The 15,365-nt window shown below is 48.4% G+C and carries 13 protein-coding genes; 5 read left to right on the top strand and 8 right to left on the bottom strand.

Annotation, left to right across the window (positions count from 1 at the left end):
- Positions 1-128 precede the first annotated feature (128 nt).
- Positions 129-1,811: a glycoside hydrolase family 43 protein gene (locus SD10_RS01815; RefSeq protein WP_046375419.1), complete on the bottom strand. Its 1,683-nt coding sequence runs from the start codon at positions 1,809-1,811 to the stop codon at positions 129-131.
- A gap of 80 nt (positions 1,812-1,891) precedes the next feature.
- Entirely contained in the window at positions 1,892-4,351 is a 2,460-nt protein-coding gene (locus SD10_RS01810; protein ID WP_046375418.1) for a glycoside hydrolase family 95 protein, read from the bottom strand.
- A 994-nt stretch (positions 4,352-5,345) separates the two neighbouring features.
- Here SD10_RS01810 and SD10_RS29590 point away from each other — a divergent pair.
- From SD10_RS29590 to SD10_RS01800, 3 genes are all read left to right on the top strand, one after another.
- Positions 5,346-5,495 carry a hypothetical protein gene (locus SD10_RS29590; RefSeq protein WP_158500533.1) on the top strand — a complete coding sequence of 50 codons (150 nt, stop codon included), beginning with the start codon at positions 5,346-5,348 and terminating at the stop codon, positions 5,493-5,495.
- Between the two features lie 10 nt (positions 5,496-5,505).
- Positions 5,506-6,765 carry an arsenic transporter gene (locus SD10_RS01805; RefSeq protein WP_046375417.1) on the top strand — a complete coding sequence of 420 codons (1,260 nt, stop codon included), beginning with the start codon at positions 5,506-5,508 and terminating at the stop codon, positions 6,763-6,765.
- A 159-nt stretch (positions 6,766-6,924) separates the two neighbouring features.
- Positions 6,925-8,181, top strand: coding sequence for an MFS transporter (locus SD10_RS01800; RefSeq protein WP_046375416.1), 1,257 nt, complete (start codon positions 6,925-6,927; stop codon positions 8,179-8,181).
- Positions 8,182-8,496: 315 nt separating this feature from the next.
- Here SD10_RS01800 and SD10_RS01795 read toward each other — a convergent pair whose 3' ends face one another.
- Complete coding sequence (locus SD10_RS01795; RefSeq protein WP_046375415.1) at positions 8,497-8,787, bottom strand: hypothetical protein; 291 nt, start codon at positions 8,785-8,787, stop codon at positions 8,497-8,499.
- A gap of 408 nt (positions 8,788-9,195) precedes the next feature.
- On the opposite strand from SD10_RS01795, the gene SD10_RS01790 reads away from it, so the two are divergent.
- Both SD10_RS01790 and SD10_RS01785 read left to right on the top strand, forming a co-directional pair.
- Entirely contained in the window at positions 9,196-9,483 is a 288-nt protein-coding gene (locus tag SD10_RS01790; protein ID WP_046375414.1) for a hypothetical protein, read from the top strand.
- A 33-nt stretch (positions 9,484-9,516) separates the two neighbouring features.
- Positions 9,517-9,819, top strand: a complete 303-nt coding sequence (locus SD10_RS01785) for a hypothetical protein (RefSeq protein ID WP_227699116.1) — start codon at positions 9,517-9,519, stop codon at positions 9,817-9,819.
- Positions 9,820-10,114: 295 nt separating this feature from the next.
- Here SD10_RS01785 and SD10_RS01780 read toward each other — a convergent pair whose 3' ends face one another.
- From SD10_RS01780 to SD10_RS01760, 5 genes are all read right to left on the bottom strand, one after another.
- Entirely contained in the window at positions 10,115-10,633 is a 519-nt protein-coding gene (locus SD10_RS01780; protein ID WP_046375412.1) for a hypothetical protein, read from the bottom strand.
- 159 nt (positions 10,634-10,792) lie between these two features.
- Positions 10,793-12,658 (bottom strand): glycoside hydrolase family 2, encoded by a 1,866-nt coding sequence (locus SD10_RS01775; protein WP_046375411.1) that lies wholly within the window; start codon positions 12,656-12,658, stop codon positions 10,793-10,795.
- A gap of 75 nt (positions 12,659-12,733) precedes the next feature.
- Entirely contained in the window at positions 12,734-13,003 is a 270-nt protein-coding gene (locus SD10_RS01770; RefSeq protein ID WP_046375410.1) for a hypothetical protein, read from the bottom strand.
- Between the two features lie 162 nt (positions 13,004-13,165).
- The gene (locus SD10_RS01765; RefSeq protein WP_046375409.1) at positions 13,166-14,116 is read right to left on the bottom strand and encodes an outer membrane beta-barrel protein; all 951 of its coding nucleotides are present in this window, start codon (positions 14,114-14,116) and stop codon (positions 13,166-13,168) included.
- A 203-nt stretch (positions 14,117-14,319) separates the two neighbouring features.
- A complete protein-coding gene (locus tag SD10_RS01760; RefSeq protein ID WP_227699115.1) occupies positions 14,320-15,279 on the bottom strand; it encodes a PorP/SprF family type IX secretion system membrane protein in 960 nt (319 codons plus the stop codon).
- Between the last annotated feature and the right edge of the window lie 86 nt (positions 15,280-15,365).

Genomic DNA, 15,365 nt, shown 5'->3' with positions numbered 1-15,365 from the left:
CGTTGTTTTTTGTCATCCCGAGGAACGAGGGATCTTAAGGCTTCCGAACACACAAATCAACATACGTTAAGATTCCTCGTTCCTCGGGATGACAAAGCCGGTTATATAGTAGCTAACTGCTAATGTATCTACTTCTTATACATTGGGTCGTCACCCTTATAGCTCAGATACTGGAAAGAGGCCGAATTGGTCGTTGGTTCGCCCGACGACGTGGCGTACATACCATACAGACAGCCAATGAAACCACCCGCTTCTTTCGTACTCAGGAATCTGGCGTCCACGTTGTCCTTCAGGAGTTTCCAGTTTTTGGCATCTTCAGAAAACGAGAAACTGTACGTGCCTCCCTGAGACGCAATCCGTAAGCCTACTTTCCCGGTCTTCGCCGTCAGCGGAACCTCTGCCAGTACCTCCATTGCCTTTGTTTTCGGGTCGCTTTTGAAAAGCTGTAGCACGTCTTTGCCCTGCGCCGTTGATTTGCTCAGAAAATAGAAATGGTATTCATCCTGGAGAATCAGCAGTCCGGCCTTTTCCTTGTCCGATTTGGGGGAGAAACTCAGTTCGGTTTCTGCCATGCTGTTTAGATGCTGCTGGCGTTTGCCGATAAACGCCGGGTTGCCCATCTCCATAACGGTTTCAGGTTTTAGTTTCATCGTCAGCCCGTCTTTTTTCGATAATGAGAACGCGCTTTTGTCCATAGTCCGCATGAACAGAAGGGCCGGGTCGAGTGCCTTGTCGAAGCGGAGGGTATAAGCGAAATTACCCGATTGCGGCAAGGCATCTTTCTGCTTCACCTCCTTCCAGGCGGCCGGGTATGTGTACTGAATCACCTTGTTGGCGGGGTCCACAATGGGCCAGTCGTTTTTCCACTCAACCGGCGCAATAAAGGTCTCGCGGCCCGTATTATAGTAATCGCCTTCGTAGGGCCGTACGGCCAGAAATACCGCGTACCATTTTCCGTCGGGCCCCTCCACAAACTGCGCGTGACCGGCCGACGTGATGGGCTCTTTCCGGTCGGCGGGTAGTCCGCGCTGGGTTAAAATGGGGTTATTCTCATACGGCACAAAAGGTCCCCAAACTGATTTCGACCGAAAAACTACTTCGGTATGGTTGACCGACGTTCCCCCCTCGGCGGCATAGAGGTAGTACCAGTCCTTCACTTTCATGATATGCGGAGCCTCAATCCAAACGGGCTTTTTGGACAGGTCGACGCCCCCGTTGACCAGTTGCTTTTCCTCGCCAACCACCTTCAGGTTCGTGTAATCAAGCTCGTAGATACGAATCGTGCGATGGCCTGAGTACAACGGCTTGCGGTCGGGCGCATCGCTGTTGTAAATGATATAGGCTTTATCCGTCGCATCGTCGAAATACAGGGAGGGATCAATGCCGTGTACCTGAGGTAGTTTAACCGGATTGCTCCAAGGGCCGGCGGGATTTTTGGCTGTTACAATAAAATTACCGTCGTGGTCGATGTCAGTGCAGGTAACGTAATACGTACCCTTATAATATTGAATGGCGGGCGCAAACAAGCCACGCGTCAGGCGCTCGCCCATGAAGTCCATCTGTGAGGGGCGGTCAATGACATTACCGATCTGCTTCCAGTTTTTGAGGTCTTTGCTGTGCAGAACCGGAATACCAGGAAAATACGAGAATGTAGAGTTCACGAGATAGTAATCGGTTCCTACACGAACGATGCTCGGGTCGGGATAAAAGCCCGTCAGAATCGGATTGACTAATGTGGTTTGCGCTGGAAGTTTATGAGTTAAAACCAGACTAAGTATGGCAAAAAGAGCCGTGAAAAGGCGATTTCTCATCGGAGTATGTGTTAATCACTTTACCTTATTTCATTTTTTATCATCCTTTTGTCATCCATTCGTCAGAATGACAAAAAACGCTATTGAGCCACCAGCGTATATAATTTGCCGGGTTGGGTGGGCAGGTCGTAAAGCCGTGTTTCCTTTACGGTTGGGGCGGCCGTTGTTGCCTTCGCCGACACAATAGGGGTTGCTGTCGGCTCAATCCGGTAGAATGGATTCGGATTCGGACCAGATGCCATCTTGAGCGCGGTTTCCTTACCGATGCTGAGTGCATTTGGTGTCCGCAGCCGCAGGTTTCCGCCAAGATTCGATTTAATGACAACCTTCGACAGCTTCCCGTCTTTCCAATCCATACGTACCACCTCGAATCCGCCGATGGCCCGCAGGCCGCTAATGCTGCCAGTTGGCCAGACGTCGGGCAGGGCAGGCAATAAATGAACGGCCCCATCTGCACTTTGCATGAGCATTTCGGTGATGCCGGATGTACAGCCGAAGTTGCCGTCGATCTGGAACGGTGGGTGAGCATCGAACAGGTTGTTATACGTACCTCCCCCCTCTTTGTTGACACCGAGAGGTGTCAATTGATTTTGAATGAGCGTATATGCGTGATTTCCGTCCTGTAGGCGCGCCCACCAGTTGACTTTCCAGCCCATGCTCCATCCAGTCGATACATCACCCCGATGAATGAGAGAGGTTTTTGCCGCGCTGTACAGCTCGGGCGTACGGTAGGGCGAAAGCTGGTTTGAGGGAAACAGACCGTAGAGATGCGAAACGTGCCGGTGTTTATCGTTGGGGTCGTCGATGTCTTCCAGCCACTCCTGCAACTGACCATGTTGCCCAATATGCATAGGGGGCAGTTTGCTGCGCTTCTGCCTAAGTGTATCGACAAACGAAGCGTCTTTTCCGAGCGTTTCTGCGGCCCGGATAGCGGTGCTGAAAACGTCGAACGCAATCTGATTGTCCATAGTCGTTCCGGCATCCAGCGACGAGCCGCCGTGGGCGCTGGGCGCATTTTCGGGCGACGTTCCCGGCGAGACAACCAGCCAGTGGTATTTAGGATGTTCGATCAGGTAATCGACGTAAAAAAGGGCTGACCCTTTCAGAATGGGATACACCGACGCCAGGAATTGTTTGTCGCCACTGTACAGATAGTGCTCCCAAAGGTGCTGACTGGTCCAGCCGCCACCAGCTACCCACATGCCCCACAACGCGCCATCGACGGCTCCGGTAGCCCGCCAGATGTCGGTATTGTGGTGGGCCATCCAGCCTCTTGCCCCGTACATGACCCGTGCCGTTTCCTGACCGGTTTCTGACATATCACGGACCATGTGCAGAAACGGCTCGTGCAGCTCGGCCAAGTTTGTTTTCTCGGCTGGCCAGTAGTTCATCTGGGCGTTGATATTGATCGTGTATTTACTGTCCCATGGTGGTCGCATTTTATTGTTCCAGACACCTTGCAGGTTGGCAGGTTGCCCCCCCGGCTGGGAAGCCGAAATCAATAGATACCGTCCGTACTGGTAATAAAGTGTAACCAGTTGCGGATCACTGACCGAGCGGAAATTTTGCAGTCGCTCGTTGGTGGGTAGCCTGGCGGCATCTGTAGAGCCTAGGTCGAAATTAACCCGGTTGAAATACTTCTGGTAGGCCGTAATATGCGGAGGCAGCATGGCTGCGTATGCTTTTGGATAGGCCTTGTTCAGGTATGCTGCCGCCCGCGCGTTTTCGTCGGCACTGACATCATGATAGTTGACAAAATTGGTGGCAATCGATAGGTATATCGTAGCCGAATTTGCGCCTTTAACCGTAAGCGCGGTGTCGCTGGCCGACACGCGGCCACCCTGCGTTTTTATCCGGGTAATTCCTTTAAACCGAACCAGACTTTTTACGCCTTCGTGATCCGACGTTGTGCAGGCAATGGTCAATTCATTGGTTGAGTTGGTTTTAATAACTGGATTCGTGTGTTGCGTAGAATAGGAAGCCGAAAACGATAATCGGCCCGGCTGGCTGGCCGTCAACTGCATCACCAATACCTGATCAGGAAACGAAGCCAGAATTTCGCGGGTGTAGGTGACCCCATCGACCGTGTATGACGTTTTGGCAACGGCACGCTCAATATCCAACTCCCGGTAATAGTTGCTGTACTTTTCATGCCCATCGAAGGTGAGGTTCAGGTTGCCAACCGGCTGGAACATCTGCCCCTGCGACTTTTTGCTGATTATGGCTTTGTTGGCCAGTTGCTCTGCTTCTTTCTGTTTACCCTCGAAAATTAACCGCCGTACTTCGGGTAAAGCCGCCAGAGCATCAGGGTTATCATTCCGGTTCGGCCCTCCCGACCAAACCGTATGTTCGTTGAGTTGTAGGGTTTCTTTAGGTACGTTGCCATACACCATCGCGCCTAAACGGCCATTCCCGATGGGCAGGGCATTCTCCCAGGTCTGACCCGATGGGGCATTATACCAAAGTTTAAGCGGTGACTTTGTTTGCGAAAAACAAACGGAGGTGAGTATCAGGTAAAAAAAGCAGAAAATGGTTTTCATTTAGAATGCATTGAACATATTATAAGAGAAGGGCACATATAGCGACCTTGTCGCTGTCTTTTAAACTATGAGAACGGACGCTACAACAGCCATCAGGGGAAGCATTTATAATAAACTCATCTACCATACCATGCGGTAAGTTCCGTTCTTTCGAAGTACTTTTTCCCTACTGCTCATAATGACAATTTATAACTTTCAGCAAATGGTTAGGCCTAATCTGTATTATCCAATAGTGTCTTTTTGACACTATTGATTCATTTAAAAAAGGGCAGTGGATCACATCCCGCCCTCTACTTATCATTTCAACTAGAATGCGCCTTAATGGCCTTGTTATACCTTAAAGTAGGCGAAAAAATAAGAATACAATTTTACAAAGATATAATTATACAAACTAGATCGAATTTGATAAATACTGACTGTATTTTACCCTTCCTGGTGCATTGGGCCTATACACCTCGTATACAGATTTGCTGTTTGTAAAAGGATAAGCCTCAAGCATATTTTTTCAAACGTTGTGCAATTGGGTGTGTTCGAGAGGGGTCTTATGAGCGACACAACTATTTATAATCATTTATTATGCATACCATAACGAGGATCAACAATTAATGCCTTTTCTAACACAAAGCATTCCCATTTTTGAGTAAAAATACCCACAACAATTAGCTTATTATTGCTAACCAATTATTATTAAATCACTAATAGTCAATCTATTATCGACAGAGGACTTGTTATGGCACGGTTTTTACAATGCTAAGTTGTACGCTTGCTCTAATGATGATCGGCAAACTTTTCCTCTACACCTGAAGATAAATTAATATAAAACTCATAGAAACTTAAGGAAGTCCATCTTGCTTTGTGATTGCCCTTGCCCGTGACAGGTGAAGTATCAAGGGTATACCATCGAATTCTTTCTTATGAAGAAACACATCGCTGGCAACTCAGATAAATACCACTAAATACCACATTGTCTGGCCCCTTCAGGTCCTGATTTTTTATGGTCTATATACAGGCGGGCATCATATCGCAGGTAGTCACGGCTTTCGCCGGTTCTGTTATCGAGCCAGCGGTCGTCGGCATTACGCTGGGTATTGTGCGCAACGAGTACCCAACCGAAATGGCAAACCATCTTCTTAACAACGAGTAAACAAGCTTACATGAGTCACATTTTCATCTGGATTATTACCCTCCTATCCATCGCGGGTGTCATCATCCGACCATTCAATATTCCAGAGGCCGTTTGGGCCGTATCTGGAGCCGTGTTACTGCTGATCTTCCAGTTACTATCTATTTCAGAAGGTATTTCAGGCATCGCTAAGGGGCTAGACGTATACCTCTTTCTGACGGGCATGATGCTACTGGCCGAAACCGCCCGGGAGGAAGGCCTGTTCGACTGGCTGGCGGCTCATGCTACCAAACGCGCCGAAGGATCAGCCAGCCACCTTTTCCTACTGATTTATCTGGTAGGCGTTATTGTCACTACGCTTTTATCCAATGATGCTACGGCAGTGGTACTTACCCCGGCTGTGGCGGCTGCCGTGAAAGCCGCTAAGGTCAAAAATCCGCTGCCTTACCTGTTTATCTGCGCCTTTATTGCCAATGCGGCTTCGTTTGTACTGCCGATTTCCAACCCAGCCAACCTGGTTATTTATGGGAGCCATATGCCGCCCCTGCTGGCCTGGTTAGCCCAATATACCTTGCCTTCGCTGGTGTCAATTGCCGTTACGTACGGGGTACTTCGCTTTACCCAGCGAGAGGCATTAACGGAATCCGTTGAGACTGACATCACTATACCGGCGCTTTCGGCTGGTGGTCGTCTGGCCATCCTCGGTATTGCCGTCACGGCTGTCGTCCTGCTGGTTTCCTCAGCACTGGACAGGCCACTTGGTCTGCCAACCGCTATTACGGGTATTCTCACAACGGTTCTGGTCCTGATCCGGGCGAAATTGAGTCCGTGGACCGTGATAAAAGGCGTTTCGTGGTCCGTGCTTCCGCTGGTTGCGGGCTTGTTCGTGCTAGTAGAAGCCCTTGTTAAAACCGGCCTGATCCAGGAGCTAACGAACCTGCTGCACGAAAGCACGACCCGTTCGGTAACGATGACTACCTGGGCAAGTGGAGTCGGAGTTGCTCTGACCTGCAACCTGGTTAATAACCTGCCAGCCGGACTTATCACGGGTACGGTGATACAGGCCAGTCAGGTGCCCGAGGTGCTCAAAAGTGCCGTATTGATTGGGATTGACCTGGGCCCTAATCTATCTGTGACTGGTTCACTGGCTACCATACTCTGGCTGGTCGCTCTGCGTCGGGAAGGCCAGCAGGTAAGCGCCTGGGCATTTCTCAAACTCGGCATTCCGGTGATGATGACCGCACTTCTCTTTACACTTGGTACTGTCTGGTTGTACCACCTGCTAACCTGACAGGAAGGAAGATTCTATTTGTTTTACTCGTTAACAACTCGTCGTTATGAAGCCATTTTACAATACCCGTTGGTTCTCAAGTTTAGTCAGATTTCGACTACCGAAATTCCTCCATAATGGTTCGTTTATGTGTTCAGCCGTCTACTCATTCACGCAAAAATGATCGACGCTCCCGCTAGAACCCCGAAACATAAAGCCAGTACAGACAGCTTACGCGCCCTGGATGCAGCTAATTTCTTCCTGGCCGATGTTCGTGATGGACTGGGTCCGTATCTGGCTATTTATCTGCTTACTACGCTGCACTGGGACGCCCAAACAATCGGCATCACCATGTCGGTGATGGGCATTGCGACCGTAGTGGCCCAGACGCCCGCTGGCGCCCTGGTCGACCGTACGCGTCGAAAACGCATTTATTCCGTTGTGGCATCGCTATTGATTGCTATGGCAGCCCTGCTCACTATCACCTGGCCTCACTACGGAGTCATTTTAGGCGGTCAGGCCATAATGGGCGTAGCTGCCGCCTGGTTTACTCCGGCTATTGCCGCGCTGACGCTCGGGCTGGTTGGCCCCAACGCCCTTGACGGACGGATAGGCCGAAACGAGACATTCAATCATGCGGGTAACGTATTTGCTGCGGTTATGGCTGGTTTGATTGGCTACTACCTCCGAACAGAAGGAATATTTGTATTGCTGGCCGTTATGTCGCTGCTCAGTAGCATCGCCGTCTGGCGCATCCATGAAACTGATATCGACCATGAACTGGCACGCGGCAAGGGCCCGGAAGACGGGCAAGTCAATTCAGGAGAGAAGCCAACCGGTATTCAGGCGGTGCTGGTCAACCGCTCCATTTTATTTTTTGCGCTGGCATGTGTGCTTTTTCATTTCGCCAATGCGGCCATGCTGCCCTTGCTGGGACAACGCCTGGCCAAAGGCATCAACGCCGGGGCTTCATCAGCCTACATGTCGGCCTGTATTATCGTTGCCCAACTGGTTATGATTCCCGTCAGCCACCTCACGGGAAAGCTGGCTCCCAAAGGGCGTAAGCGATTGCTGCTCATTGGATTTGCTGTGTTACCCGTTCGTGGTTTGCTCTACACACTAACCAATGATCCCCTATTACTGGTCGCTATTCAGATTCTGGATGGCGTCGGCGCGGGTGTATTTGGGGTGCTCTCCATCCTGATCGTGTCTGATTTAACCAGGGGTAGTGGCCTGTTTAATACTACGCAGGGCGCCATTGCCACGGCTGTCGGACTGGGCTCTTCGCTTAGCAATGCCTTTGCTGGTGGCCTTCTTCAGCGCACCAGCTACAATGTTGCCTTTCTGACGCTGGCTGCCCTGGCTCTAGTCGCTCTGGCTGTCCTGTGGTTTTTCGTACCAGAAACGAGTCCGCAGGCTCAGAAATCAACTGTCTGAAAAAAGGCTTTTTACAACAAGAAGAGCAGGATCGGCTGCCAATTAATGACATACCGATAGGAGACTGGATTTATTACACACCCAATGGGTTGCTTTTTATCTTTTGCTGTTCAGCAACGTTACTATTCTCGCTGATAGGACTAGTGCGGGGCGAAAAATATAACAAAAATTAGGTGTCACCACTGGCATAAACCATGGAAACCGGACTGTTCAAAGTCGCTAGCGGTGTCTGTTATGACAGTGGAAGCTAAGAAGTTTTTCTTTTCTCCTTTATTCACCGACTGGCTTGACACGGCTCAGCGAGCAGTCTCGAGCTTATTTAGAGCCGGGCTTTCCAGCCCTTTTCGCATCGTATTCAGCCAATGACTTCATGACTTCCTGATGGTATGTTTCAAGCATAGCGATCAGTTGCTTGTGGCTATACGCTGACTGGGCAAACTGAGTTTGTAGCTCTGTTTTAAACGTAGTTTGATCTTGTTCGCTATATCCTGATGGAAGTCTTGATTCGAAGAAATTCAAAAACTGACGACTAGTAGCCATATTATACTCTAGTTGCAGCTTACGCTCTTCCAAATACTGTTTTTCCCTTTTGGCTCTTATATCCATTTTATTAAAAAATACGGTAGCTTTTCACGATGCCTATGGAAATACGTTGTAATTCCGTTAGCTAAACTATTAATAACAAGTTAACTAAAGACGATTATTTATTAATCGGATAAGCCTATACGTCTGTATTTCCTCGTATATACGCTAACAATTAAACACATACATTCTTAAACTCTATAAACTGTAAGTATATAAATATATACCTAAATGGTATAATTTATTGTTATAGTATACTAAATTATACCCTACTCAGTTCATATAGTCGGCTGGAACAACAAAAAACGGCTCATTCATATGAATACTATTAACGATATTTAATTTTTAAAAACTAGTAGTTACCAATAAGTAAATAAAGTTGGCATAGAAAATGCAGTATATAATTTTGTGCATACTCAGTCAAAAACACTTATGATACTTTACTTTACAACAGTAGATAGTCTGGGACAGACAAAGGAATTTTCCTGGTGGTTTACTACCCTCGAATTTGCCCTGGATGTATTAAGCCACCTTTCCTCAACCGGAAGGACAATCATTTACGCCCGCCTTGTCGATAATGGGCATCATACCGACCTGCCCCTGGACGCTTTTGATGGTGAAATCATATCGTCCTCCATTCACCAATTAGAAGTTGAGTGGCAACAAGTCTTAGGGCAATCGATTACTGGCGAAAACGGCTCGTTTATCCATCTTAAATAAAGCACTGGCGATAAGTTTAAGCTCCTCTTACCCATGTACACTGATTCATACCCTTATTTACCTTTTCTAAATAATTCACCCTATATGAGTACCGTTTTAAAGGTCTCCGAACGAAATGTGATTAACTTTTGGTTTGCGGAAGCAACACCAATCCAGCAGTATAAAATAAAAATGAATCCCAGGCTCTGGGCAGCCTGTCAGCAGGTTAGTCAGGAATTTAAAGCGCCCTCCGGCACACCAGACCCCAGGCAGTATCGAAGGTCTGATAAAGTAGCGTTTGCCCAGCTGGTGTTAGTCCATTTTGCAGCTAGAGAACTGGCTTCTATGAGCCAATAAAAAAATCCCCGACCAGTTATGAACCAGACGGGGAATACAATCTAACCTATAGTGTATCTGATCACAGTTTCACAATCCTCACTATACCAGGCCAAAATAAGGATTCAGCCAAGCCAACGGTCCGATGGATAGGAATGGTGAGATCTATCTTAACATTGGTGAGGCAACAAGTAAACCATAAATCCGTATACTATCTACGTAAAGTTACCATTATTAATATTTAGAAAACAAAGTATTTATAAAAAATCAATTTATCGGTAATAAATACCGAATCTGGACTCAGTAATCGCCCATACTACCATACCTGCTCAAAGCGATCTAAAGCTAATTGATGGATAAAACGCGCTTTCGCCAATTTAACTTCATACCGATTTACTAATGAATCGTAATACCCTAACAAGTTGGCAGAAGCTGGTCGTCGGGCAACCAGATCCTTAGCTCGCTGACGAATAGTTTTTAAATGATTATGCGTTTGCTCAGTGATAGCAATCCGGGAAGCAGACTGCTCAATTCGTCGTTGAGCCATTCGACGAAGCTCATGGTGTACAGTCGAAGCCAGTCGAACGGGTTTACTCAGAATATTATTCCACTCCTGTTCAAGCTCCTTCATGGCAGCCATGAAGCAGGCCCCGTCAAAAGCCTTTACGGGTAGAGAGGTAGTATAATTATCCTCAACAATGCAGGAACTAAGGAGGGTCTGTCCCTGCATAACAATGTCGTTCAGAATTTTAAAGGCCACGTCAAGCTGTTGGAGTGGACAAGCGTATTCACGCAGTTGGTTATACTCATCAATGGTTGTTAAAAAGAGGTGCATGATTAGCTAAGCCTAAAACGTTGTATAATTTCAGGTAACATACAAAAGCAAAACCCGACTGTCTGCGTAGCCATTACGTTGGGCAATGGCCTTCTCGTATTGTCTGTTCGTCAACACATTATCCCTTGCCGATAACGCTTCCAAAAGGGAAGTCCCACTTTACCTCCGCAAATCACTTACTTCCCCGCCATTTATTTTCGAAGTAATTGGCTGACTACCGCTCGACTCTAACAGTCCGGCCGGTACGGTCAGGGCACCCGTTTGCGGATCAATCAGCCCGTTGCTATCTATTGCCGGCCGGTAAATGTCTCCCGCGAATGTATGCTGCCGTAGCACCTGCTTGAACCACCGAATCTGGTCTGCGTAGCTGGCCGAATGAGTCGGCCAGTTATTGTAAACAAACCCACCCCACTCGCTAACAATCAGAGGGACCTGCCGCCGGTAGAAGAACGGATCGCCCACCACCAGCGGATGGTTGGCCACCTGCACAAACTCACCCGTTTCCAGCCGGTTCAGTATGGTCCGCCATTGATCTGGGTCCGACGTATGCACGTGTGCCGTCAATAAATCAGACTTCAGGCGTCCCTCATAAGAAATATGGTGCCACCCATCATTATCGACCACCAGAAACTGGGGATGGGCCAGTTGCATGAAGTGGTACAGATCCATAATGTATTGGCGGGTTTGTGCGTTAGCAGCAATATCCTGAGCCCCCTGATCTTCGTTATACAGGCTCCAGATCACCACCGAGGGATGGCTCCCAATCAGAGATAGCATGCGCAGAAGTTCAGCTTTATGGTGTTGCCGACTTAGCTCAGTCGAGACAAGCGGAGCGGGCACTTCGACCCAGAGTAATAAGCCCAATTCATCGGCCAGGTTATAAAGGCGCGGGTCAAGTCCGGCCATATGCACCCGGACTAGATTACAGCCCAGTTCTTTTATTGCCCGCATATGCCGTTGCATTTCGTCCAGGGTAGCCCCGCCTGGTCGGTACACAATGCCATCCAGGTAAACAGGCTCATTGTTGAGGTACACATAGCGGCCACGCGCTTCTATCTTTCGCAGGCCAAATAGTGTTTCTACCTGAGTCGCATATCCTGTATGGTCAATAAGTTGCGCCACGAGTCGATAACGGGTCGGCGATTGGGGCGACCACAATCTGGCATGATCAACATCAACGACCACCCGCTGCTGCTTTTGACCAGCCTCTAACCGTAATGGAAAATCGGAGTTGGCCAACTGCTGGTCAGATTCTACGTCAAAAACCTGAAGACGCAACAGGTAATGGCCTGGGTCATGAATCCGCGTCGTGACGCTAAAGCGAACCAACCGATCTTCGACTACGCTAACAACGCCCAGGCGGGATCGTAACCGGTTGCGGTCGACCGTCTCAAGCCAGACACTTTGCACAACTCCCGTATAAGTTTGATACCACTTGACTCCCTGTTTATAGACGTGCGACTCCTGTTCGCCACAGCGGATGTCGGCATCCGTAACGTCAGCAATACGCACGGTAAGCCGGTTAAGTGGTCGTAGATACTGGTCGGGTAGCTCGTAGGAGAACGAGGCATAGCTCCCACAATGGGGATCTTCATCTTCCAGCGTACGAAGGAGATGCCCATTCAACCAGACACGGGTTGGGTAGCCGCAGGCGCCAAATGTAAGCTGAAAAATAGAGTGATCCGTCGCTCCGTTGCGAGTAGGCAGGTTAAAGTCACGTTCATACCAGATGACTACTTTTACAGGCCGTTCCTTTTTACCTGGAGACATATTTCCTCTGACATGCCTGATGTGGGCTTCTATAGAACCGGGCCACTGCACAGTACCATCCGACGGGTGATTTATACACCACAAATCATGTAATCCCCGATCATAGGGATCGAGCGTAAATCGCCACTCGCCATCAAGCAACAAGTAATTATTGGGTAGAGAAGCCGCTTCAGCTAGTTGGTTATCGGCTTGAGGCATGCCATCGGCAGGGAGCCGATTAGGCGTAAAACGGGTCATTGGGTGCTTAGTTTCCATACATGTAGGAAAAATTAGGTAAGCAGACCTGTTTAGATACTCGTCTTCAACTGCTGGACGTAACCAGGTAGCTAGTTAAGCAGAAGGAGATAATAGATACGTCCATTCGTTTTGTAACTCTTGCAGGATAGCCACCATAGGTCGCTCATCAAAAGCTTCCACAGGTAAATCAATCCAGTTCCCAAAGCAATCATCCTGATCCAGACAACGAATGTACCGTAATTTCCACCCTTCGCGGGTTAGCTCTGTTAAGCCATCAAACCCAGCTTCGATCGTTGTTGACCGAAACTGGCTATTGTAATATTTGCCGTTATCATCCGTACAGAGAATAAAAAATGCGTACATAGGTCAACTACATTAAACCGATTAAGAAACAGGCAGGCTGAACTCATACGGACACATGAATAACTCTCTATAGACAAGCACTATACTAAATAAACCTGACGAAGGGCTGATCAACACAGAATAAGTGAGGTTATGGCCATTAGTAAAAGGTCTGTACCCTTGTCAACGCCGTAAAAAGGGTGGACACTTAATCTGGGCCGGAATAATATAGTGAACTGACAGGTTGGTCAGCAAATAGCCATCTTTATGTAATCCATTACTTCCCCGGTTTTCGGTTGTAAACAGGGCCGGGTTATTCTGAAGAATTTGTTGTGCAGCCGTGTAGCGGTTGGTGTTGGCCCGGGCAGCATCATATTCGAACCGACGGTCGGACATGATGGGCGATAAACCTGTTAATACATCCTGTTTCGGATATGTTCCGGCTACATCATCGAGGTAATTGGTGAGTGTAAGACGGAAGCCCACCTCAAAGCCTACATTAAGTTTCTGGTTCAGGCGATAGCGCATTCCAAGACCAACCGGAATGGCCAATGTAACGAGTGAATACGGTTTATCGTAGCCAGCATTTCCCTGTCCTTCTGTATGAAGCAACTGGAGCTTTACCCATTCCCGAGCCTCAAAGTTACCATTGTTACCGTTTGTCGTGGTAGGTGTTCGGGCTTCAGGATTATGGACCACAAAAGCTAATCCCGCGAACAGATACGGCGTAAACGCTGCCCGAAAGTTTGGATTGCGTCCGTCTTCAACGAAATTGTAGATACCCTTAACCGCTACTTCTTTTATATCGTTGCGGAAATGAAGATTACGAACATACTGCGCTTCGAACCGGGTCGGGTCATTTTTGCTATATGTATAATCATCGCCCACGATACGCACCCAAGTAAAGGTTGTGCCAATAGCAAAATGGGGCGTCATCTGGCGTGTATACCCAACGCCTACATTCCAACGCGGCAGTGTGGTTAGTGTTTTGATCGGTAAGCTATACCCCGCCAAGTCACCGAAATACGTTGATGTACCAGCGCCAGCCGAAACGGATGAATAAGGCATAAAATTAACCTTGAAGCGCCGTTGCGCCAGGCTTACGGTTGCCTGATGCAGGATCACAAAAATCATTACTATTCGTAACAGTATCCACTTACCGGTGCCTCTTCCCATAAAATACATCTATAAACTAACGCTGACCAGCCATTGTAAATCGTTTCTAATGCTAATATCCCACACCATACGGACAGGTGCAGGATAGGTTATTTTCAATAGTTCACCGCCAGTATAGCCAACAGGAAAACTTACTGTATAGGCTTTTCATGCGTTATCCATTACAGATAGCGTGGGGTTAGAATATAGTTTTTGCCCATGCCAAATTCATACCGAAGCATGATCTCGTGCGAGCTGGGCGCTACATTTCGGAAATTGTTCAGGGTTCGGTCATAGGCATAGCCAAAGCGCAACTGATTGGTCAGTTGAATTTCCAGTAAACCAATCACCGCATCGGTCGTGGCCGAAGACCAGGTTGAAAACTGGTTCTTCCGAACGGAGGCACCGAGGGCAATCCGGTCGGCAAACCAGAAGTTGATATTGGCATCGAACCCAAGGTTCGACCCTTCGGCATAGCGCAGCAACGTCGATGGCTTCATCTTGACGACAGGACTCAGGCTCATCACAAACCCGGCACCTAAATAGGCCTGTCGTACCTGGACAGATCGCAGTTCGTTTACATTGTATTCGTTGAGCTTATTTTTGATCAATCTGGGTACCGACAGGCTAACATAAGCCCGGTCGCTGCTAAGGTAAATGCCCGTACCAAAATTGGGTAGTATCTTGGAGACATTGTACGAGAAGTTCGGGTCGAGCTGACCCGTATTCCCCGGTGTGGTTTGTACATCAGCCAGATTGCCACGGTAGCTCGACGCTCCTCCCTGCAACCCCAGGGCCAGTTTGCTTCGCTTACCTACGTTAATCCGGAAGGCATAAGAAACAAATCCCCCCGATTCTTCAAAAACCCCAACCCGGTCGCTGTATAACTGAAGGCCAATACCAATCCGTTCTTTGTTGAGGGGCATATCCATGGTAAACGTAGCCGTTTGCGGAGCGCCCTGCACGCCAGTCCATTGGTTCCGATACAGGGCCGTCATGCTCACAACATCCCGACTACCAGCGTAGGCTGGATTCAGAGTCATCATGTTGAACATGTACTGAGAGAATACTTTATCCTGCTGTGCCCAGCCGAGGTCGCAAATCCCAGCCATCAGCAGGAACAGACATAGCCATCTTTTCATTGAACACGAGTTTATCATTGTCACTAAGAATTGCCTGCATTAGCTGATTAAACTGTAGTCGTGGGTTGTGTCCTCATAGTCTACTT

This window comes from Spirosoma radiotolerans (genome assembly GCF_000974425.1).
Lineage (GTDB): Bacteria > Bacteroidota > Bacteroidia > Cytophagales > Spirosomataceae > Spirosoma > Spirosoma radiotolerans.
Note: the sequence above shows the minus strand (reverse complement) of the source record. Positions and strands in the feature narration are given on the sequence as shown.